We start from the raw sequence: 22,510 nt of genomic DNA on the forward strand, positions 1-22,510 counted from the left end.
ATCTCCTAGAAATAGTCAGTCCTTTGGGCTGGCTATTTCGTTTGTTCTTGCTCAAGTTCTTCCATTTTTTGGATAATCAGTTGAGCTACGTCTTTGGCAGAAAGATGGGTATTATTAATTTTGAGATAATGCTGAATGCCCTCTGGAATGCCTAATGAGGTATATTGACATGTATCAGCTGTAGAAAGAATCTCAGCCTCTGAAACTTCAATGTTTCGTTTCAAAGGTTTATGGGTCAGTCGATTTTCTGTCCGATTACGCCGCAGACGCTCTTCTAAAGCAGTTTCCAATTCAACAAATAAAATTTCCTGACCATGATGACGAAAAATCGTCTGAACTGTTGTAAGAAATTGAACATCTATGGGATTTTTAAAATTAATCAAGGCAGTTCCAATCAGTGGGCGGCCTGAACTAGCAAACACATCATAAACAGCAAATGTAATACGTGTATTGAGGTCAAACATATCCTCAGAAAATTCTGGAATAAAACGTAGGCTAAAATCAATCGAATCATGATTATGAAAGAGGGTCATCCCTGTCAATTTTGCAACTTCCTGCCCAACGGTCATCTTGCCAGAAGCTTGTGCTCCAATAATAACTAAATTCATGTTACTTCCCCCACCAACTCTATCTTAATTCCATCTGGGTCTTCCAAATAGAGGGCATAGTGGTCTGGTCCTCCTGCATGTGGATAGCGGTCGTCGTAGAGCAGTTTGACTCGTCTGGTCAAAAATTCCTTCCGCCATTGGTCAATCTCATCAGGTGTTCCCGCATGAAAGGCTAGATGATTGAGACCTGTACGGCACCGGTGATAACCTACCTCTAGGAAGTCCTCTGGCGTTTGGACAAAGACAAGGTACTGCTCTGCTTTTTTATAAGACAGCCCTTTATCCCACTCCTGGTAGAGCGAATAGCCCAGCTTGGTCAGAAGAAAATCGTAGAATGCACGTGACGTTTCCAAGTCTGAAACGTAAATTTCAACATGATGTAGCATATTTCTCCTTTCCAAATGAAAATCCCTGCCTAGACTTGCTAGACAGGGACGAAGTTATTCCGCGGTACCACCCTTGTTCAGATAGATTATCTGCACTTTGCTTATTCGATTCACATCATCAGCAACCAGTTTTGACATTTGTGCGGATTTCTCAGTACCACCGCTTCCTGTGACAAATGGGGCTCAAAACACCTCTGAATGGCTTTATTGTAACAAATTGCACCTTGAAAAGCAAGGAATTTAAGCTTTCAACTCAATCCCTTTTTCTTTCAACTGCTTGATGGTTGCAGGACCGATGCCTTTAAGAGCCAAGAGCTCTTTTTCTGTATGGCTTGCAAAATCAGCCACAGATTGAATACCTGCTTCGTAGAAGGTTTCCAAACGTGCTGCCGCAATGCCTTCCAACTCAGGAAGTGCCAAAAAGTCTTCCAATGAAGTCGCTGAAGAAGTCACCTCTGCTACAACTTCTTTCACTTGTTCCACAGCTTGCCCTACTACAGCCTCAGCCTTGTGAGCAACTGTCTCTACTACCTCTGCAGCTCTTTCAAGACCTACACGACCTGCGCGTTTCAAGTCTGCTAATTGTTTTTTCAATTGTTTTTTTCGATTTACTTTTTTCTTTGCCATTTTTCATCTCTCTCCCGTCTGATTAATAATGCCTTTGACCAAACAACTCATCTGGTAAATCATGAAAACCTTTGCCAGCATGGTAGTTGGCAAATTTCCCTTGAATGAATCGATAGGCATCCAACTTGCTCTCATAACGAATATAAGCATCCGCTGCACGCTCATCTTTGTCTTCTTCCAAGACACGACGACTTTCTTCAACCGCCATTTCGTTTACCATGACCTGAGTGTTGACCCAAGCTTCAAATTCTTTTAAAAATTCTTGTTCTTTTGTCATTATTTTCCTCTTTCGCCTGCTTCGATTGAAACACACCGGTTTATTATACCATATTTTCTAGAAAACACAAGAAAACCCTAACTGTAACACAGTCAGAGTCCCCATTTTTTTACCAAGTAAAACGATAGGTCGTTTTAGACAAAAATTCTTCTCCTTGTTCTAACAAAATCGAACCAAATCCATCGACATTGCATGCATTCGGCAAGGCCTGACACTCTAAACTAAAGACACCGTGGTAACAGGCCAAAGCTTCAACAGGAAAATTGTATGTATAAATAACGACCGCAGGCTGGTTGGTTTTGACACTGAGTCCAATTTTCCCATCTGGACTCAAAACTTCTACCGGAATATCCACCTCTTCCAATAACCATGGGTGGTCATAGCCTTTTACCAACACATTTTGAGGATATTGGCTATCAAATCCCTGAGCAAAAGGCGCAAAATCTCTAAAATCAAACGGCGTCCCTGTCACATCTTCTAAGACACCCGTTGGCAGGTTATCCTCCCCAAGCGGAGCATAGTGATTCGCAGCAATTTTAATACGGTGCTCGGCAACTGACCGTTGAAAATCACCAGTCAAGTTGAAATAGATATGGTTGGTCGGATTAAAAATCGTATCCTTATCCGATACAGCCTGGTAGTCAACCGTCAATTCATTTTTGTCCGTCAAACAATAAATAGCCTTGACCCTCACATCACCAGGAAAGCCATTAAAACCATCTTTTAGGACCATACCAAAGGTCACTTGATTTCTCTCATGGTCTAGCTCAACGTCCCAGTACTGCTCATTTGCCGTGTCAACCCCACCGTGTAGAGTCCTACCAGGTTCATTTTCTGTAAAATGATAGCTTGTTCCCTTTATCTCAGCTTGGGCACCTGAAATACGCCCCGCTACTGGGATAATTGTTGAACCAGGATACAAATCTGTCTTGCGGTAATCTTCATCCGACTTAGCCGCCAAACTGACATTTCGTAAACCGCCATTTTCTTCTACTGGCAGAAGCACTTCTACCACTCTAGCTCCAAAATCCGTCAAGGTTACCTGCATGCCATTCTTGTTTTCCAAGCAATACAGTTTTGCTTTTTCACCAAATGTTTTTACTTCAATCATTTCTTTTCCTCACAAGCCAAATGAGGGAGTCACTATTGTAACTCCCTCAGGATACTTAAAGCCTATCAACTATAGAACATTTTATAATTAACGAAAATCAAATCCGTCTGTAACAATCGGCTGAGTTAGCCTCACTCTCCCGTTTCTAGGCTCAGGCTTTCTGTGGTCACTTTCTTATTTCAAGGTGACCAGCTGAAACAGTTCACCGAACTGTTTCACTCATCGTCATCTTCATCACTTGTTAGTAGGCTATTGACGTGAACTAGGTTGCTTGTACCAAATTCGACATAGTCTACAGCTTCGCCAAGCAGGACGCCGTTCAAGAACCCGATAACCATTGGCATGTTCATACCTGCATAGAGGTCAAACTGCCCACCTTCAATCAATTTTCGTGATACGACATTGGCTGGTGTACCACCTAACAAGTCTGCGAAGACAACGAAATCTTCCAATCCTACAATTGTTTCTTCAAATTTTTTCTGGAAGTCTTCTGGACCTTCTTCTGGTAATAAAGCTACTGTATAGATGTCCTCTTGAGGACCCATAATCATTTCAGTAGATTTTTTCAACTCCTCGCAGAAGATACCATGACTTACTAATACTAAACTTCTAGTCATTATGCCATACCAAATAGGAAGTGACCGATTGCTGACAAGCCAAGTGCAAGCACAATAATAATCAAGATAGCTTTAGTCGAAGTCATGCCACGACGACCAAGAAGCCAGAAGACAAATCCTGTAAAGATTGCAGGTACTAGGCGTGGGAAGATGGTATTCAAAATATCTTGAACATCAATCACTTTTTCTCCAATAGCTGGAGCCCAAGTCACTTCAAAGTTAATCATAGTTGCAATCAAGGCACCCATCATGAAAACACCCATTACAGATGCTGCATCAACAAGAGCCGTCAAGCGATCGCGCATGGTTGTAATCAACTTAGTACCTTCTTTGTAGGCAACTTCCAACTGTTTCCAACGGAAAATATCATAGGCAATGGCTACTGCTACCCAAAGAAAGATACCAACTGGAGATCCCTCTTTACCCATAGTAGCAGCCACAGTCCCCATAATCGCTGGAACAAGAGAACCAAAGATTGAGTCACCGATTGGAGCAAATGGTCCCATCAAACCTGTCTTAACACCGTTAACCGCATCTTTAGAAGCGACACCATCACTTTCTTCAAGTGCCAAGTCAATACCTGTGATGATGGTATGGAAGAATGGTGAAGTATTGAAGAACTGAGTATGCAATTTCATCATTTCCTTCAACTCAGGAGTACCATCTCCATACATTTTACGCAATTGTGGCAAAATCATGTAGAGGTAGCCAGATGCCTGCATCCGCTCATAGTTCCAACCAAGTTGGAAAGTGAACAAGCTACGTTTGTTGATTTGATTAAAATCTTCTTTTGTTAATTTGTAATTAGATTTCGTCATCTTCAATTTCCCCACTTTCTGAATTTGATGGAGCAACCACAGTTACTTTTTGGCTATTTTTGAAGTGAATCACTGAAAGGAATGCACCCACAATAGCGATACCAATCATTGACAAACCTTTGAAGTTATTGACAAAGCTTACGCCTGCATCTTCAGGAAGAGTACCAACGATACCAGCAACTGCACCACCCAAAGCTGATACGTTACCGTAAAGAACAGTCAACATAGCTGTAAGAGCGAAACCAACTGCCAAGTAGTGAAGGTTGCGTTTAAGTGGAAGATAGTGAAGTAAGATTGCAAATCCAAGACCTGGAAGCATACGAGCTGCAAGAGTTAAGCCTGCTGCAATCCATTTGTATTCAGGCAACTCAATCGTAGTGACAAGAGTTTCTACAAGACCACCACCAAAAGCAAGGGCAAGGAAAACTGGAAGTGCACGAGAAAGTGCCCAAGGAATTGCACCAAGAAGGTAGTTGCGTTCAATACCAGCATAGTCAAAACGTTCAATTGCTGCATCTACACGATGGGCAAAGAAAGTAGTAGTGAAACGACCTAAAATATCTGTATAAACCAACAACCCTGCAACTGGTACGCCAATAGTGGAAATGGCAATTTCTGGATCTAAGCCTTGTGAAATAGAGAAAGCTGTTGCAAGAACCGCACCAGATGTTGCATCAATACGTGACGCACCACCGAAAGTACCAACTCCCAAGACAACTAACTGCAAACTTGCACCAATTAGCAAGCCAACTTCCATGTTCCCCATGATTAAACCAGTGATAAACCCTGCAAAGATTGGTGAACCTGCTGACGATACAATTGTCAGCTCGTCACAAATCTGGTAAGCAGAGTAGAGCGTTAGAAGTAATATTTGCCACCATTGCATAATAGTGATCCTCCTTTAAATTTTTCAAAAATATCCGAATGTTATCTAACCTTATCCAATAATGGCATAAAGTCTTTTGGTGAATCGCCAGGTACCATTTGTGCAAATAATTTTACACCCTTAGCCACCAAGGCATCAAAATCTGCAATATCCTTATCTACAACGTTAATAGAACGAGTTACAGAACGAGTTTCCGGAGTTTGAGACATATTCCCTACGTTCAACTCAGGGAGCTCAACCCCATACTCTACCAAGCGAAGGAAGTTTTCTGGACGACGAGCAACAATCAAGAGACGTTGACTATCATACTTGCCCTCCTTAATATTATTAGCAGCCTTTTCAATCGGTAAAATCGATAATTTTACGCCTGGAGGACATGCTAATTTCAGTCCTTGTTTTTCAATGTCATTTTGAGCAACAGCATCATCGATAACCATGATACGACCGATGTTCAATTTCGTCGTCCATAAGTTAGCAACCTGACCGTGGATCAAACGACCATCAATACGCGTAGCAATAATTGCCATACAGTGTTCTCCTTTTCTTCATAAATCTTTTAGGCAGAAACCGATTAAAATTTCTACAAGTCTTTTATAACGGGTCTTTGTGAAAAATGAATCTTCTCTCTATATTTTCCTTCTGTCTCGAAGACAATTATTTCATTCGCTCCTTTCTTTAAGTATCCTTTTGGAATATAGAGATAGAGGATTGGCCCTTTTTCCCAAAAACGTCCAATATTTACATTATTAACGAAAACAACTCCCTTACCAAAACCTGTCATGTCTAAGTAAGTATCCGCAAGTTCATCCAGTTCAAACTGATAACGATAGAAAGCAGCTTGACCTTCCTCCCAGCCCTTACTAAAATCCAAGTCCTCAACTGACTCAAGATGCAAAGGATAGGTTTCCCAATGACCAATAAAATGTAAATCAGCCATCGCACCTCGACCAAGCCCTTTAGACTGGGTAGGAGCCGTTAGTTTGTGCCCATAATTGACACGCCCCATATTTTCTACCAAAATATCTAATTTTAGCTTGTCATCTTTAAAATCCAATTCAACATCATCACCAATCTCAGTCTGATACTGAGTTGCAACGAATTTTCCATCTGCATAAATTTGGATACGGTCACGCGCATCAACCACTCGGAAACGTTCCGCTTCTGTCTTATCCCGCTCCAACTCTGTTCTATATAAAATATAACCTGTTGACTGATCAAGCTCTTCCATATTCTTAGGATAAAACCCTTTTACGCAATCGCTTACATTTTCTAGAGTAGCAAATAAACTCACCTTATCACGAAGCGACACATCTGAAAAAGCTTTTGCCTCTTTTACAAGCGGTTCTGCATACTCTAATTCAGGATAGACTTCTTTCAAACGTTGTTGCAAAAGATAAAACTTCTTAGTAGGATTTCCAGCTTCATCCAATATAGCATCATAATCATAAGAAGTTACCTGAGGCAAATCAATTTGACCACGAGCAGAGCAACCATTCATGAAACCAAAATTTGTTCCACCATGGAACATGTACAGATTCAAGGAGCCCAATTCGATACATTCCATAACCGAATCAACCATTTCCTCCGGCTCTCTACGAATAATTTCATCGCCCCAACGATTGAACCAACCATCCCAAAATTCCATACACATGAGTGGCCAATTCTTCTGATGTTCATTAAAGAATGCCGTCATATTTGCAAAATTCTCTCTAGCTTTAGAACCAAAGTTTCCTGTTACAAATACATCGTCCTCTATCAGTGTTCCTGCACGTAATGTTGCTCGCCAAGAACCGTCCGAGGTAAACAAGGGAGCAGTTAGACCATGTTTACGCATCAAGCCAGCCACCGATCTTAGATACTCCTTCTCCTCGCCATAAGAGCCATACTCATTTTCCACTTGGAACATAAGTACATTCCCACCCTGTGCGAGTTGGAGCTTGGCCAATTTAGGAATAAGAGAAGCGTAATATTCATCTAAGTGCTGCAAGTACACCGAATCACTCGAACGTACTCTAAGCTCTTCCTTCATCAACCAAGCAGGGAGGCCACCCCATTCCCACTCCGCACAAATATAAGGGGAAGGACGTACAATTGCATAAAGCCCTAATTCTTGAGCCAATTTCAAAAATCGCTCAATATCTAATATACCCTCGTAACAAAACTCACCCTTTCGAGGTTCATGCATATTCCAAGGGACATAGGTTTCAACCGTATTAAAACCAAGGGCCTTTAAGTTATACAAAGAATGGTACCAATCATCAGGATGGACACGAAAATAATGAATCGCGCCTGATAAAATCTTAAAGGATTCACCGTCCAAATAAAATTGGTCTCCAATATAAAATTCTTTCATTTCTTCCTCCGATGCAACCGCTTACCTTTCTATTAATATACTAACACTTCTTTGTGGTTATGTCCAGTACTTTTTAAAAAATTTTTACTTTTTTTTGCAAACACATCTATTTCATCAGTCAGAAAGGGATTACATCTATTTTTTTATGGATTCCAGCTATATTTTTTGATTTTCATCAATTAATTTAGTATAATGAGCCATGGAAAGGAAGGAAATAAGTATGAAAGTACCTAAGTACCAGCTTATACAAAACGACTTACGCCAGCAAATTATCTCTGGCAAATTTGAAAATGGCGACAAATTTTACACAGAATCTGAATTAACAAAACTATTTAACGTTAGCTCTATTACCGTTATTCGTGCAGTAAACGAACTAGTTAAAGACGGCTACCTCGTTCGTCAACAAGGTAAAGGAACCTTTGTATCCCGTTCACGCAAAGGACGTCTTGTAGAATTTTCTGATATTGAGATTTTTCCTATGGATAAGGATAAGGTTACTGTTCTCTCGTGCGAAAAAGGCAATAAACCCGATATCCTTGAAAAACTAAATCTTGACAAGAATGAGTTTTATTATAAAATTGTACGCGTCCGCGCAGCAGAAGACACTCCATACATCTTCCACAATTCATACATCCCTCAACGATATATCCAGAATCCAGATGCTCCACTCGAGCACTATCAATCAATCTATCAACGCTTCAAACTGGACTACAATATCCACATGTCCGAGGAACCATTTGTAGAAACGAATGAAATTGTCAGCCCATGTCCAAAAGAGGTTGCCACTCATTTGAAATTAAAAGCGACTGAACCAGCTGTACTACAAAACAAAACAACTACTAACAGTACTAGCGGTGAAGTGATGGAATATACTGAAACTTACAAACACTGGAAGTATTACAAATTTGAAATTACAGCCAATCATCGCTAAAAAAACGCAGACTAACGTCCGCGTTTTTTTCATACCCAATAACAATCAAAAGTAGCCTAGGAAATAAAGCCGAAGATAGAACTGGATTTCATCAAGGCTCTTGACAGCGAATAATTTTGATTTTCGAAGAGTATTAATTCTAATATCCCCGTTGATGGGTAATCTTGTAACGAAACTGGTCCGCTCTAGCAATACTAAACGTAAACTCGATAATTCTATTCTTATCATTATAGGTTTTTCTTACCAAATGAAGTACTGGACTATTACTTGGAATTCCGAGTATCTTAGCTTCATTATCCAAAGCAATACTTGCATAGAACTCTTCTTCTGCCAAACGAATCACCTGATGATAATCCTCTGAAAAAATTTCATACAAGGGAGTTGACTTCATTCGCTGAGCAGCTAATCCAGGAAATAGCGAGGCAGGAACATATGTCCTTTCCAACATCATCGGAACCTCATCTGCAAGTCTCAAACGTTCAACTTCAAACACTTCCTCACCCTGACTAAGTTGTAGATGCTGCGCAATATAGTCCGACGCCTTAACCAATTCAAAGGATAAAATCGAGGTCCTCGGTACTTTCCCAATTTTTTTCATTTGCTCAGTAAAACTATAGGCCTGAGACAAATCCACTGCAGTATCTGAAATCTCAGATACATAGGTTCCCTTACCGTGCTTCTTATAGACTAAGCCACGTTTTTCCAATTCTTGCAAAGCCAAACGAACTGTAATACGACTGACACCGTAAACCTGTGTTAACTCACGCTCTGAAAATAACTTGTCATTCGGAGCCATCCTCTCACGAATTGCAACTTCCAATTCATCAACCAACTGCAAATAGAGAGGTTTCTCAACAGTTTGACTAACCATAGACTCCTCCTTTCTAACCCACATAAGCTTACAAATCTATTTTACACCAAATTTCATATATTAACAATATCTTAGGTGATAAAATACCAGCTCTTCAAGCTAAAGCAAGGTCACCTCATCTGGCAAAGTAATGGTCTCTTTTCCCTGCTTGTCCATTACCAAGATTGTTGAGGGATAAAAAGGATCAAAACGACTACCTAAATCTACAGCCAGTACATTTTTATAACCTTCCTGCGAAAAGACCAACGTAATCTTACCACGACGATTTTTGATAGAAAAACGGATTACATTTTTCAAAGGAATAACTCCTTTTAAGTAGTGATCAATAACATACCAAAAACTATCAATCACTTCCCCAGGAAGCGAGGTCACAACTCCAAAACTTGCATAGCGCCCATTTGTTTGTTCAAAGGCCATAAGCCCCTCCTTTACAATAAGAAAAAAGCCTGTAAAACAGGATTTTCTTTTCTAACTTTATCTACTTCTCAGTTCTAAATAGCGTTTGTACCAGATATTAACGTAGGCTGGAGAGAATGGTCCGCGCTGGTTATTGATCCAATCAACCAGTATCTTGACATTTTCCTTCAAAATAAAATCAATATCATCCGAATACTTCATCGCCTTACGATGACGCTCATATTCATCCACATCCAGCAGTCTCTTTTCACCATCAGCAAAGACCTTAACATCTAGGTCATAATCAATGTATTTGAGTGCCTCATTGTCGAGAACATATGGACTAGCAAGGTTACAATAATAGGAAACTCCGTTTTCACGAATCATTGCAATGATATTGAACCAGTATTTTTTATGAAAATACACGATTGCTGGTTCTCTTGTTACCCAACGCCTACCATCATTTTCAGTCACTAAGGTATGATTATTGACTCCAATAATAGCATTTTCCGTTGTTTTTAATACCATGGTGTCACGCCAAGTGCGATGAATTTCACCGTCATGCTTATAACTTTGAATTGTAATAAAGTCGCCTTCCTTTGGTAATTTCACTTTGTTACCAACTTTCTACAATTACAATTTATCTTGACTATTATATCATATTTTTCTAACCTAGGCTAAATTTTTTCACAGATAATCACGAAGGACAGTCTGAATCCGATCAAAGTCATAACCCTTTCGAGCTAAAGCCTGTATCAACCTTTGCTTCAATTCATAGCCTTCATATTTACGACTATATTTTCTATACTGCTTATCCAATTCCTTAGCGATTAAATCATCTTCATTTTCTTCATCAGCCACAAGTTCCAACTGACCCAGGCTTTGTTTGGCCGTCTCATAAGAAAAACCCTTGCCCATCAATCCCTGTACAACTTTATCTTGCAAAGCTCGAAGAGGCAACTTTCTTTGGTATCTACCCACCAATTTCTCCCCAATCTTCCCAGCAAGCTCTGAAAAATCTTCCTCTGCCAGCCTTTTATCAATCAGCGGTTTAGGAATTCCTTTCTGCATCAACTTCTGACGAATCATAGCTGGTCCCTTATCTCCATTTAGAGCATTCTGATGAACATAGCTATCAACATAGTTCCCATCGTCCAGCCATTTTTCCTCTTCTAATACCGTCACTATCTTGACAATATTGTTTTCTTCAATTTCATATTTTTTTAGATAATCACTAACTTCTTTTTTGGTACGTTGCTTGAAAGAAAGGTAATAAAGTGCTAGATTTTTCCCATAAGAAAACTGAGCAAAATCGCGAAGCTCACAAAACTCCTGCTCCGTGATTTCCTTTCCCTTACTAAGCATGAAGCGAACAATTGTGTCTTCCGTAATATACAAACTATCCTGACCATCCACTTCAAGTAAATAAAGACGTTTCTTCTTTTCAATTTTTGTAATTCTCATTCTTTCATTATACAGGATTTTTCGGTAAAATAATAATATGAATCTACAAGTAAACCAACGAATCCCCTTAAAAATCAAACGAATGGGCATCAACGGAGAAGGCATCGGATTTTATCAAAAAACGCTAGTCTTTGTCCCTGGTGCCCTTAAGGGGGAAGAAATTTTTTGTCAAATTACCTCAGTCAAACGAAATTTCGTTGAAGCAAAATTGTTAAAAATCAACAAGGAATCAAAATTCCGTGTCAAGCCTGCCTGTGACATCTATCAAGCCTGTGGTGGTTGTCAAATCATGCACCTCCGCTATGATAAACAATTAGACTTCAAACAAGATCTCTTGCAGCAGGCCCTAAAAAAGTTCAAACCAGCTGGCTACGAAAACTACACTATTTATCCAACAATCGGTATGGATAAGCCTAGCCACTATCGTGCCAAATTACAGTTCCAGACTCGATCTTTCAAAGATCAAGTCAAGGCCGGTCTCTATGCAGAAAATTCCCATCGCTTGATTGGAATTACGAATTGTTACGTCCAAGATGCCGAAACACAAGAGATTATCAACGGAATCGCAAAGCTACTCACCAAGCACCGTATTCCTATTTACAATGAGCGCAAGCAACATGGAATCCGCACGGTTATGGTCCGCAAGGCTCGAAAAACAGGTCAAGTTCAAGTAATCTTTATCACCTCTTGTCAGGTTAATCTTATTAAATTAATTGATGAACTCACCAGTCAATTTCCAAGTATAATCACTATTGCTCTAAACTGGAATAGACAGAAAACGAGTGATATTTATGGGGAAAAAACAGAAATTTTATGGGGAGAACAAGCTATCGATGAGGCTGTTTTAGATTACGAATTCTCACTATCTCCACGGGCATTTTACCAACTAAATCCCCAACAAACAGAAATTCTCTACGGCGAAGCCGTCAAGGCTTTGGACATTTCAGGAGATGAAAACTTGATTGATGCCTACTGTGGCGTTGGCACAATCGGCTTCGCCTTTGCTAAAAAGGTCAAATCTGTTCGAGGTATGGACATTATTCCAGAAGCCATCGAGGATGCCAAAGCAAACGCTAAGCGAATGGGACTATCCAATACCCACTATGAGGCAGGTAAAGCAGAAGAAATCATTCCAAAGTGGTACCAAGAAGGCTACAGGCCCGATGCCTTGGTAGTTGATCCTCCACGAACTGGACTCGATGAAAAGCTCCTCAAAACCATTTTGGATTACAAACCAGCTAAAATGGTTTACGTATCCTGCAATGTCTCCACCCTTGCAAGGGACCTTGTTGAGCTAAGCAAAGCCTACAAGGTAGAATACATTCAATCTGTCGACATGTTTCCCCACACAGCACGGACCGAGGCGGTTGTTAAATTGTCCAAACGAGATATCAACCATCATATTGATCTTGAAATTAATGAAGACGACCTCAAAGATATTTCTGTCAAGAAGGAAGCCACTTATTCAGAAATCAAAGATTATGTCTTTAGAAAATTCGAATTAAAAGTATCTACTCTTAACATTGCTCAAGTTAAAAGGAAACTTGGGATAATTGAGCGAGAGAACTATAATCACTCTAAGAAAGAAAATCAAAGAGTTCCAAATTGTCCACCCAAAAAAGAACAAGCTATCATCGATGCGTTAAGTTGGTTTGGAATGATTGAGTAATTAAATAAATTAAAAAGTGCAGAATTGATCTGCACTTTTTAACGTTCATAATCATTTGTATTGCGATTTTTACTTATTTGTTTTTGGTGTAATTTTTTGTGTTTTTCGATGCGTTCAAATACTTTTTTCTTATCATTTTCAGTGAGATAGTTTTGAAAATCTTCGTATAGGTTCATTGCAGGCTGCACTTCCTTCAATAGCGAATCCATTTTTTTCTCCGCTTCTTTTTGTTCAGCAATGCGTACTGACCTCTCATGTTGAAGTTGTACTCTAGCTCTTTTCAATTCACCAGTCAATTGGCTAATTTTCTTTTTTAATCCTTTGACAATACTATTGTTAAAGACTTTATCAATAAAATCGTCTAAAATTTGTTTCATAGGTTTGGTATTTACTTGGTATAACATTTTTTCAAAAATTTTTAAAGGTACAACTGCAAATTTTTCTTTTTTTCCAATTAGTCCACGTTCCTCTACTTTAAAGTCCTTGGTAAATAGGTAATTCTTATCCTCTTTAATTCCAATATCCTTTAATAATTGTTCGTTGATAGCATTTATAGCTTTTTCTTGAGCTAATAGTAATTCTAGTTTATCAGCTTTAGCTTCAAACTTTTCATCTAACTTATTAACAGACTCTTGCTTTGAATGGATGACATTATCATATTGTTCAATTGATTGTGTTTTTCTATCAATCTCTTTTTCAAGTGTATTCAACTTCTCTTTCTTTTTTGCAAATTCTTTTTCTACTTTTGAGACCTCAGAAGTGATTTCAGCTTTAATCTCATTCAGTTTCTTTCCTTTTTCCTCCTCAAGTTCAGCCATCATTTCTTTATATTCACGCATGTCTTTAATCTTGTTCGTACCTACTTTTTTACGTTCGACTGCCATTTCTTTCAACATTGTCTCAAGGACTTTAATTTCGTTGTTGCGAAAAGCCATAAGTTGAAATTTTCCTTTTTCTGTAAATCCCTCTTGCTTCAATGCTTTTGAAAAGCTGGGCTGTTTAGAGAGACCATTTTTATAACCGTCTGCGATGGGAACTACATTTAAATGTAAATGCGGAGCACCTTTTTCATCCAGATGCACTACTGCATTATAAACACGGAAATGTGGATGACGTTTTTCGAAATCTTGTGCATATTTAGCTAAATATATCCCTATGTTGAGTTTATATCCTTCTGGTAATTCATCCCAATCCGCTTTTGATCCAATACCAATGATAAACTCTCTTTGTTGATCTAAGGTATCAAGTTTACCAACATGTTTATAATAATCCTTGATTTTTCGATCATTTCTTATCTGCTTTTCATTGTATTCCTGCAAAGAAGGTCCAAATTCCTTTTCATATAGCTCTCGAATATCTAATTGTTTAACTACAATATTTTGATGACTTTTATCTCTAAGAATATGTGAATGTTCTGGGCTCTTCCATTCTTTTTCTGTTAAATCTCTATTATTATGTCGAATGTTTGTCATTCTCGGATTTGTTTTAAATGAAATAGTTAATTTTGGCATCACGTATACTCCTTAAAAATTTTTCTTTAATACAGTATGCCTTAAAAACTCATTTTAAAAATTTGAGAATGAATTTATTGGGAACTATCCCTGAACCAAGTAATTAATTACTGATGTTTTATTCTTTAGGACTGAAATCTATGGAGACCAATCTCTTACTATTAGAATGAAATTGACACCTTAACGAGTCCATTATAGAAAAATGTATTGACTATTTAAGTAATCCATATTTAAGCGATTAATGGTTTTGTATAGTTGACCATTTTGGCTGTAATAATGGATTCATAAATTACTCCATGATTGAAAAACATTGGCTAATAAAGTAATCCATGTTTGTAAAATAAAAGGCCAAGTAAAGTAGTCCATAATTGTATAATATATGGCTGAATAAACTAGTCCATATTCTCTAAATTAATGGACTAATTAAAGAAGCCCATATTTTCAAAAATAGCGGACCAATAAAGTAATCCATTCTTTAACAGATAATGGTTTTATAAAGTTACCCATTATGACTTAAAAAATGGATAGATAAATGACCCCATTATTTTTGTAGAAAAGTGATTATTTAAGATTGGTATCTTAATTTCTAAATTATCAATATCTTAAAATTTTGTGTTATGATTGCTCGAATAGCGAACAACGGCGAGGCGCTCCGCTATTCCTCGCCAAATAAATTAGACTCAATGATTTTCATTAAAAAATTTGAGAAGCAAGTAACAGAGGTTTTTGTTACTTTTTGTCAAAAAGTAACGTTTTTGTAGTTTTGACAACCCTACGGTTCATCAAAACTACAAACGCTCTGCCGAGGGCTATGGGTTGCACCCCTTTTTTGACCCTCACGGTTCAAAAAATTCACTGCTTTTTCGGCCCACAAAAGTGGCCTCGAAAAAATCGGCGCGAACTACGCACCGAAAAAATTGCTTCACGCAATTTTTGCTTGCCCATCTTTTGCTAACAAAATAATTTCAGCTGCGCTAAAATTATCAGCAAAAAATGGTCTTCGCCCGTCGCACGAATCAACGTGCGATTTGTCCGCGAACAGCGCAGACAAAAAAGAGAGAGCTTATAACTCCCTCCCATGCTTATTAACTAGGCTATTACTCTAGTTAATGTTTGCAATTAGACATATATTCATCATACGAGATTTCCAATGGCTCATAAATCGAAATAGTTTTAAGCTCAATCAACGGTCGTGGGACTGACCCCAAAAAAGTGAGAATTTAATAAAAACACCCTAGGGCTACCGTCTCCGGTATTCAACCGGAGACAGGTAGTCCAATTTTTGTTGGATTCTTTTTTCATTATAATATTTGATGTAATTTTCTACAATTTGAATTACAATATATTTCTGAAACTACACAATACAAATATTGACATGCAATTATTAATTGGTGGATTTTAAGTTGACATCTATAAAGTTTAATGTTAGAATACATTCAAAAATATATTTGAATGAGGTGTTTTATGATTCAAAATATTGTTACTTCAATAATCCTGTATTCTGGGACAGCCGTAGACTTACTTATTATCCTAATGTTATTTTTTGCCAAAAGAAAAAGCAGAAAAGACATCATTAACATCTATTTAGGACAATTTCTAGGCTCTGTTAGTCTAATATTGCTAAGTTTGCTTTTTGCATTTGTCTTAGATTATATTCCTAGTAAAGAGATTTTAGGTTTGCTCGGTTTGATTCCAATTTTCCTAGGCCTCAAAGTTTTGCTTTTAGGAGATTCTGATGGAGAAGCTATTGCCAAAGAAGGTTTGAGCAAAGATAATAAAAACCTGATTTTTCTAGTCGCTATGATTACTTTTGCAAGTTGTGGTGCTGACAATATTGGTGTCTTTGTCCCATATTTTACTACCTTAAATTTAGCGAATTTGATAGTGGCTTTACTGACCTTTCTAGTCATGATTTATCTCTTGGTTTTTTCTGCCCAAAAATTGTCACAAGTCCCTTCTGTTGGAGAAACTTTGGAAAAATATAGCAGATGGTTTATTGCCGTTGTCTATTTAGGATTGGGGATGTATATCCTGATTGAAAACAACAGCTTTGACATGCTATGGGCTGTGTTAGGCTAGGAGAAAAAAATTATGAAAAAAGATAGTATCTGTCAAGTGGATGTTATAAATCAACAAAATGTTACAACCGCAACGAACTACCTTGAAAAGGAAAAAGTCCAAAAATCACTTCGCATTTTATCAAAATTTACCGATAATAAACAGATAAATATCATCTTTTATCTCCTTGCCGTCGAAGAACTCTGTGTCTGCGATATAGCCTGTTTATTAAATCTCAGTATGGCATCTGCCTCCCACCATCTTCGTAAACTAGCCAATCAAAACATCTTGGACACTAGAAGAGAGGGGAAAATTATATATTATTTTATAAAAGATGAGGAAATCAGAGATTTTTTTAATCAACTAGGATAACAACTATTTTTACTACTTTTCCATGATTATAGGGAGATTATATATGAAATTTTTGATGAAAATTACTCACAAGAAATACCTACTCGTATCAAATGTTTAAGAAAAAAGTATAATTTAAAGCAAAGCGACCTACGATTTTATCAGCGTTTACAGACATTCAAGAGAAATCTCTTGGATGTCTTTTTTGGGCTAAAGCAAGGCTATGATTAGCCTTGGCAAATTTGCCTAACAGCTCCAAACCTGTCATCAAATGAAATCGATGAGTTATCAGAATGAGTCGTAGCCTTCATCTCACAGTATAGGTAGATGGCTAATTTCATTTTAAAACTTTCAGTTTTAAGGGACTGACCCCAAAAAGTGAGAATTTAATAAAAAGACTTGACATATTTCGTTTACAATAGTAAACTTATTTTGAACATATTCGTTTACATTTGTAAACGACAAGGAGGAAAGGAAAATGAGCACAATAGAACTTAATACTTCTATCACAGATGCTGAATGGGAAGTAATGCGTGTAGTTTGGGCAAATGATCGAGTAACTAGTAAAACAGTCATCTCTGTATTGAAAGAAAAAATGGACTGGACAGAATCCACTATCAAAACGATCTTAGGTCGATTAGTTGAAAAAGGCGTACTAAATACAGAGCAAGAAGGTAGAAAGTTTATTTACACTGACAATATTGTAGAGAAAGAAGCCGTAAGGGATTATGCAGAAGATATTTTTAACCGTATTTGCAATAAGAAAGTTGGAAATGTAATAGGAAGCATCATTGAAAATCATGTCTTAAGCTTCGATGATATAGATCGACTAGAGAAAATATTAGAGATAAAAAAATCTTTCGCAGTAGAAGAAGTGGCTTGCAATTGTCCAGAAGGACAATGCGAGTGTCATTTACATCATCATTAACATAAGGAGGAATAAAAATGAGTAAGAATAAACATATGTTATTAGGTATTGGACTTACAGTCGTATTAACTGCAGTTGGATATATTACACTTTTAGAACCAATGATTAGTTATTTTAAAATAAACCAGAGTGCAGTTAATATAGATATTCAAACAAGTAAAACAAAAAGTACACTTCCTATACCACCACTATTAGAGGATAAAAATCCAGATCCTAATATTGCGGATTTTACTTTAGAACCTCAAGAAAGAGAAACTTCATTTTTACCAAATACCAAGACACGAACTATGGGTTACAACGGAAGTTTCTTAGGCCCTGTCATCAGAGTAAGTAAAGGTGAGCAAGTAAATGTGCACGTAAATAACAAGCTAAAAGAAGCAACTACAGTTCACTGGCATGGACTAGAGGTAGAAGGAGAAAAGGATGGGGGCCCTCATCAAGGAATTGAACCAGGAACAACTTGGGAGCCTAGTTTTACAGTAAATCAACAGGCTGCAACATTGTGGTATCATCCGCACTTTGGAGGAAATACTGCTACCCAAGTTTATAAAGGTTTAGCAGGACTATTCTATGTGGATGATGAAGTATCAAAAAGCTTAAATATTCCTAAGGAATATGGAGTAAATGATATACCTTTAGTAATTCAAGATAGAAGCTTTGGCAAGGACGGCAGTTTTATTTATAATACAAATATGATGGATGGAGCAACAGGGGATACTATCATAGTTAACGGAGCTATTAAACCTAATTTAGAGGTTAATAGAGTCAAGATGAGATTTAGAATAGTTAATGGTGCTAATGCAAGTAACTTTAATTTGAAGTTAGATAATAGAGATGGATTCTATCAAATAGCATCTGATGGTGGATTTTTAGAAAAACCGGTTAGCCAGAGAAATATTATGTTATCACCTGGGGAAAGAGCAGAGATAATAGTGGACTTTTCAAAGTATGAAAAGGGAACGCAGCTATCACTTATGAGTAATAAGGAAGCCATTATGACCTTTAATGTTAAAGGCGATGGGAAAGATGATACTGAAGTACCTAGCACTTTAACGAATATAGAAAGAATGTCAGAAGCACAAGCTACTAAGATAAGAAGTTTTGAGCTTCAAGGTATGGGTCACATGGTATCAATAAACGGTAAAAAGTTTGATATGAATAGAATTGATGAAACAGTGAAGCTTGGAGATACAGAGATTTGGGAAATTACAAACCCAGGATCTATGATGCATGAAATGGGACACCCATTCCATATTCATGGCACCCAGGTTCAAATTCTATCAAGAAACGGTAATGCGCCTTCTCCAGAGGAGAGCGGATGGAAAGATACTGTATATATTGAGCCTAACGAAAAAGTAAGACTTATAGTTAAGTTTAATAAGAAGGGTAGTTATATGTACCACTGTCACATTCTTGAACATGAAGAAGCAGGTATGATGGGACAAATTAAAGTAGAATAATAAATAATATTGAAGATCATGTCTTAAGCTTCGATGATATAGATCGACTAGAAAAAATATTAGAGATAAAAAAATCTTTCGCAGTAGAAGAAGTGGATTGCAATTGTCCAGAAAGACAATGCGAGTGTCATTTATATCATCATTAAGAATAAGGAGGAATTTAAAATGAACAATAACAACAAACATTTATCCCACTGTCACCATAATCATGGCGACATGGATCATTCAAAACATGAGCACGTAAGCACGGAAGAACATGGAGACCATAAGAATCAACATCAAGAACATCATGCTGAGCATGATCACAGCGGGCACAGCGGGCACAGCGGGCACAGTGGGCATGACCACAGTGGGCATCACGGAGGGCATGAACACCATCATCACGGTAACTTTAAGGAACTTTTCTTAAAATCATTGCCACTAGGAATCATTATTATGCTCTTATCCCCTATGACTGGGTTTGACCTACCATTCCAGTTTACTTTTCCATATTCTGATATTGTAGTAGCTATTTTATCTACTATATTAATTATTTATGGTGGACGTCCATTCTATCAAGGCGCAGTTGACGAATTTAAACAAAAAGAACCTGGAATGATGGCTCTAGTTTCTTTAGGTATAAGTGTTTCATATTTATACAGTATTTATGCTGTTATCATTACCTACGTAACGGGTGGACACGTGATGGACTTTTTCTTTGAATTTGCTTCATTATTATTAATCATGTTATTAGGTCACTGGATTGAGATGAAAGCTATTGGAGAAGCAGGAGACGCACAAGCAGCATTGGCTAAGTTGGTACCAAAAGATGCTCACGTTGTGTTAGAAGATGATTCAATTGAAATACGTCCAGTTGCTGACTTACAGGTAGGCGATTTAATTCGTGTTCAAGCCGGAGAAAATGTGCCAGCAGACGGAACTATCGAGCGTGGCGAATCACGTGTAAATGAAGCTCTTTTGACTGGAGAATCAAAAGCAGTTAAAAAAGGTCCTGGCGATGAAGTAATCGGAGGCTCAACAAATGGAGAAGGGGTTCTTTATATTAAAGTGAATGAGACAGGTGATCAATCCTTTATCTCTCAAGTACAGACTTTAATTAGCCAAGCTCAAAGTCAGCCTTCCAGGGCAGAAAATATTGCGCAAAAGGTTGCAGGGTGGCTCTTCTATATTGCTGTTATTGTCGCGCTAATTGCTTTTGTAGTGTGGATGATTATTGGAGATATCCCAACGGCAGTTATATTTACTATTACTACATTAGTTATTGCTTGTCCGCACGCATTGGGTCTGGCTATTCCATTGGTAACCGCCCGAAGCACAAGCTTAGGGGCTAGCCGTGGCTTACTAGTAAAAGACCGCCAAGCCTTAGAAATAGCTCAAGATGCAGATGTGATAATTTTAGATAAAACGGGTACTTTAACAACTGGTGAATTTAAAGTATTAGATGTAAAACTTCTTAATGACAAATATACAAAAGAGGAAATCATTGCCTTATTGGCAGGTATTGAAGGAGGATCTAGCCACCCAATTGCTCAATCAATTATAAGGTTCGCCGAGCAGCAAGATATACGTCCAGCATCTTTTGATTCGATTGATGTGATTTCCGGTTCTGGAGTAGAGGGTAAAGCAGGTGGGCACCGTTACCAATTAATCAGTCAAAAAGCCTATGGACGTAATCTTGATATGGATATTCCAAAAGGAGCAACTCTTAGTGTCTTAGTAGAAAACGATGATGCCATTGGTGCTGTAGCTTTAGGGGACGAATTAAAACCAACGAGTAAAGAGTTAATTAAAGCTCTTAAAAAGAACAATATTCAACCAATTATGGCAACAGGTGATAATGAAAAAGCGGCTCAAGGCGCGGCAGAAGTTTTAGGGATTGAGTATAGATCAAATCAATCTCCACAAGACAAATATGAGTTAGTTAAAACACTTAAAGATGAAGGAAAGAAAGTTATCATGGTAGGTGATGGTGTAAATGATGCTCCTTCTCTTGCCTTAGCAGATGTTGGTATAGCTGTAGGTGCTGGAACTCAAGTTGCATTGGATTCAGCTGATGTCATATTGACTCAATCCGATCCAGGAGATATTGAATCATTCATTGAATTAGCACACAAAACAACTCGTAAAATGAAACAAAACCTATTTTGGGGAGCTGGTTATAACTTTATAGCTATCCCTCTAGCTGCAGGAATTTTGGCTCCTATTGGTATCACATTAAGCCCTGCATTAGGAGGAATCCTAATGTCTGTGTCAACAGTCATCGTCGCCATTAATGCTATGTTATTAAGTTTAGATCCAAAAAATAACGGTTAACAGATCGAATGATTGAAACTCCTTAAAGTATCAAGATACAATAGTTTTACAGGAGAAAAAGAGATGTAAGTACTGGCTCTTTGTAAAATCGTGTTGGTAGAAGTAGACGATTTTTCTACCAACACGATTTTTAATTTATTATAGAACTGATTATTTTTAGGATATAAGTACCTGAAGCATAGAGATGAGTATGGCTATAGTCAAAATAAAGCAGTAACAGCCTTGAAATATATAAATCTATCATTCAAAGAATTGATTTATGAACAATACGATTACTATGTTAAAAAAAATAAGAAAGATCCTTTGGATCGGGCTATCGATTATATGCTGAAATTTCAGAGAACTGATGCAAATTTTGAGATTCCCAAGCTTCTTGCTGTTGTTGATTCTATTCAAAAATATGTTTTTAGCCAATCAAAAATGAAGTGCGGGGACTATAGCGTGTTTGCTTCTTTATTAGAAAATGAACAAGTTGATGAAAGATTACAATTCTTAATTGATTATGGGGTACCTTGTTCAGCAGTCAAGAAAGTAAAATTACCAGAGGAGTTAACTGGTTATCCTAATATTATCCAATATCTAAAGGATAATATTTCGCAAATAAGTTCAAAGCTAATTCCTTATGAAATGAAGTTGATGAATGAGGCAATTTTTTAAGTGGATAATAATTTTTAAAATGTTGACAAGAGTTGTGTTTAATCGTACTGTATATATACTTCTAGTACACATCTAACAATGTTTTAAAACTAAAGAGGCTGGGCAAAAACTAGCTTCTCACAATAAAAAAACGAGCAATTCCAATTAGGAGTTGCTCGTTTTCCATTTCATGCTTTATAATTATAATAACCACAAAACAACTAGAAAGGCATGAAAAT

At 37.6% G+C, this 22,510-nt stretch carries 22 protein-coding genes and 3 pseudogenes; 9 read left to right on the top strand and 16 right to left on the bottom strand.

Going from position 1 to position 22,510, the window contains the following annotated elements; translation table 11 throughout:
- Window positions 1-32: 32 nt before the first annotated feature.
- The 10 genes from K5Q22_RS05440 to K5Q22_RS05485 all read right to left on the bottom strand — a co-directional run bounded on the left by K5Q22_RS05440 (window position 33) and on the right by K5Q22_RS05485 (window position 7,683).
- Window positions 33-608 (bottom strand): shikimate kinase, encoded by a 576-nt coding sequence (locus tag K5Q22_RS05440; RefSeq protein WP_205013729.1) that lies wholly within the window; start codon window positions 606-608, stop codon window positions 33-35.
- Entirely contained in the window at window positions 605-994 is a 390-nt protein-coding gene (locus K5Q22_RS05445; RefSeq protein ID WP_105119219.1) for a VOC family protein, read from the bottom strand. Before K5Q22_RS05445 ends, K5Q22_RS05440 begins: the two co-directional genes overlap by 4 nt.
- A 240-nt stretch (window positions 995-1,234) precedes the next feature.
- Complete coding sequence (locus tag K5Q22_RS05450; RefSeq protein WP_044760984.1) at window positions 1,235-1,621, bottom strand: helix-hairpin-helix domain-containing protein; 387 nt, start codon at window positions 1,619-1,621, stop codon at window positions 1,235-1,237.
- A gap of 22 nt (window positions 1,622-1,643) precedes the next feature.
- A complete protein-coding gene (locus K5Q22_RS05455) occupies window positions 1,644-1,898 on the bottom strand; it encodes a DUF1912 family protein (RefSeq protein WP_002943432.1) in 255 nt (84 codons plus the stop codon).
- A gap of 109 nt (window positions 1,899-2,007) precedes the next feature.
- Entirely contained in the window at window positions 2,008-3,009 is a 1,002-nt protein-coding gene (locus tag K5Q22_RS05460; protein ID WP_024384353.1) for an aldose epimerase family protein, read from the bottom strand.
- Between the two features lie 215 nt (window positions 3,010-3,224).
- Complete coding sequence (locus tag K5Q22_RS05465) at window positions 3,225-3,626, bottom strand: PTS sugar transporter subunit IIA (RefSeq protein ID WP_141599186.1); 402 nt, start codon at window positions 3,624-3,626, stop codon at window positions 3,225-3,227.
- Window positions 3,626-4,444: a PTS system mannose/fructose/sorbose family transporter subunit IID gene (locus K5Q22_RS05470; RefSeq protein ID WP_044674757.1), complete on the bottom strand. Its 819-nt coding sequence runs from the start codon at window positions 4,442-4,444 to the stop codon at window positions 3,626-3,628. The genes K5Q22_RS05465 and K5Q22_RS05470 overlap by 1 nt, the downstream gene beginning before the upstream one ends.
- Window positions 4,431-5,333 (bottom strand): PTS mannose/fructose/sorbose/N-acetylgalactosamine transporter subunit IIC, encoded by a 903-nt coding sequence (locus K5Q22_RS05475; protein ID WP_024406997.1) that lies wholly within the window; start codon window positions 5,331-5,333, stop codon window positions 4,431-4,433. The genes K5Q22_RS05470 and K5Q22_RS05475 overlap by 14 nt, the downstream gene beginning before the upstream one ends.
- 38 nt (window positions 5,334-5,371) lie before the next feature.
- Complete coding sequence (locus K5Q22_RS05480; protein WP_024406998.1) at window positions 5,372-5,857, bottom strand: PTS sugar transporter subunit IIB; 486 nt, start codon at window positions 5,855-5,857, stop codon at window positions 5,372-5,374.
- A gap of 53 nt (window positions 5,858-5,910) precedes the next feature.
- Window positions 5,911-7,683 (bottom strand): beta-galactosidase family protein, encoded by a 1,773-nt coding sequence (locus K5Q22_RS05485; protein WP_205013728.1) that lies wholly within the window; start codon window positions 7,681-7,683, stop codon window positions 5,911-5,913.
- Window positions 7,684-7,903: 220 nt separating this feature from the next.
- Between K5Q22_RS05485 and K5Q22_RS05490 the strand changes: the two genes are divergently transcribed.
- Complete coding sequence (locus K5Q22_RS05490; protein WP_015646515.1) at window positions 7,904-8,614, top strand: GntR family transcriptional regulator; 711 nt, start codon at window positions 7,904-7,906, stop codon at window positions 8,612-8,614.
- 139 nt (window positions 8,615-8,753) lie between these two features.
- Here K5Q22_RS05490 and K5Q22_RS05495 read toward each other — a convergent pair whose 3' ends face one another.
- The 4 genes from K5Q22_RS05495 to recX form a co-directional block, all read right to left on the bottom strand.
- Window positions 8,754-9,485 carry a GntR family transcriptional regulator gene (locus K5Q22_RS05495; RefSeq protein WP_004194101.1) on the bottom strand — a complete coding sequence of 244 codons (732 nt, stop codon included), beginning with the start codon at window positions 9,483-9,485 and terminating at the stop codon, window positions 8,754-8,756.
- Window positions 9,486-9,584: 99 nt separating this feature from the next.
- The gene (locus K5Q22_RS05500) at window positions 9,585-9,902 is read right to left on the bottom strand and encodes a DUF960 domain-containing protein (protein ID WP_029186355.1); all 318 of its coding nucleotides are present in this window, start codon (window positions 9,900-9,902) and stop codon (window positions 9,585-9,587) included.
- 57 nt (window positions 9,903-9,959) lie between these two features.
- Window positions 9,960-10,493, bottom strand: coding sequence for a DUF402 domain-containing protein (locus tag K5Q22_RS05505; RefSeq protein WP_004194106.1), 534 nt, complete (start codon window positions 10,491-10,493; stop codon window positions 9,960-9,962).
- A 75-nt stretch (window positions 10,494-10,568) separates the two neighbouring features.
- Window positions 10,569-11,345 carry a recombination regulator RecX gene (gene recX / locus K5Q22_RS05510; protein WP_205013727.1) on the bottom strand — a complete coding sequence of 259 codons (777 nt, stop codon included), beginning with the start codon at window positions 11,343-11,345 and terminating at the stop codon, window positions 10,569-10,571.
- Between the two features lie 37 nt (window positions 11,346-11,382).
- Between recX and rlmD the strand changes: the two are divergent.
- Window positions 11,383-12,732: pseudogene (rlmD, locus tag K5Q22_RS05515) on the top strand (23S rRNA (uracil(1939)-C(5))-methyltransferase RlmD); the annotation flags it as partial.
- Window positions 12,733-13,052: 320 nt separating this feature from the next.
- Here the strand turns inward: rlmD and K5Q22_RS09760 are convergent.
- Together K5Q22_RS09760 and K5Q22_RS05525 are read right to left on the bottom strand one after the other, a co-directional pair.
- Window positions 13,053-14,525, bottom strand: a complete 1,473-nt coding sequence (locus K5Q22_RS09760; protein ID WP_024378623.1) for a plasmid recombination protein — start codon at window positions 14,523-14,525, stop codon at window positions 13,053-13,055.
- Window positions 14,526-15,765: 1,240 nt separating this feature from the next.
- Window positions 15,766-15,867 (bottom strand): annotated as a pseudogene (locus K5Q22_RS05525) (IS3 family transposase); the annotation flags it as partial.
- 122 nt (window positions 15,868-15,989) lie between these two features.
- On the opposite strand from K5Q22_RS05525, the gene K5Q22_RS05530 reads away from it, so the two are divergent.
- From K5Q22_RS05530 to K5Q22_RS05560, 7 genes and pseudogenes are all read left to right on the top strand, one after another.
- Complete coding sequence (locus tag K5Q22_RS05530) at window positions 15,990-16,604, top strand: CadD family cadmium resistance transporter (RefSeq protein ID WP_024389446.1); 615 nt, start codon at window positions 15,990-15,992, stop codon at window positions 16,602-16,604.
- A gap of 12 nt (window positions 16,605-16,616) precedes the next feature.
- Window positions 16,617-16,955, top strand: a complete 339-nt coding sequence (gene cadX / locus K5Q22_RS05535) for a Cd(II)/Zn(II)-sensing metalloregulatory transcriptional regulator CadX (protein WP_000711078.1) — start codon at window positions 16,617-16,619, stop codon at window positions 16,953-16,955.
- A 457-nt stretch (window positions 16,956-17,412) separates the two neighbouring features.
- A complete protein-coding gene (locus K5Q22_RS05540; protein WP_205013725.1) occupies window positions 17,413-17,862 on the top strand; it encodes a CopY/TcrY family copper transport repressor in 450 nt (149 codons plus the stop codon).
- Window positions 17,863-17,879: 17 nt separating this feature from the next.
- Entirely contained in the window at window positions 17,880-19,322 is a 1,443-nt protein-coding gene (locus tag K5Q22_RS05545) for a multicopper oxidase family protein (protein ID WP_044680340.1), read from the top strand.
- 8 nt (window positions 19,323-19,330) lie between these two features.
- Window positions 19,331-19,468, top strand: a pseudogene (locus K5Q22_RS05550) (CopY/TcrY family copper transport repressor); the annotation flags it as partial.
- A gap of 19 nt (window positions 19,469-19,487) precedes the next feature.
- Complete coding sequence (locus tag K5Q22_RS05555; RefSeq protein ID WP_205013724.1) at window positions 19,488-21,635, top strand: heavy metal translocating P-type ATPase; 2,148 nt, start codon at window positions 19,488-19,490, stop codon at window positions 21,633-21,635.
- 252 nt (window positions 21,636-21,887) lie between these two features.
- Window positions 21,888-22,292 (top strand): hypothetical protein, encoded by a 405-nt coding sequence (locus K5Q22_RS05560; RefSeq protein ID WP_044680342.1) that lies wholly within the window; start codon window positions 21,888-21,890, stop codon window positions 22,290-22,292.
- Window positions 22,293-22,510 lie beyond the last annotated feature (218 nt).

The organism is Streptococcus sp. 2018162, assembly GCF_019754175.1.
Taxonomy (GTDB): Bacteria; Bacillota; Bacilli; order Lactobacillales; family Streptococcaceae; genus Streptococcus; species Streptococcus hashimotonensis.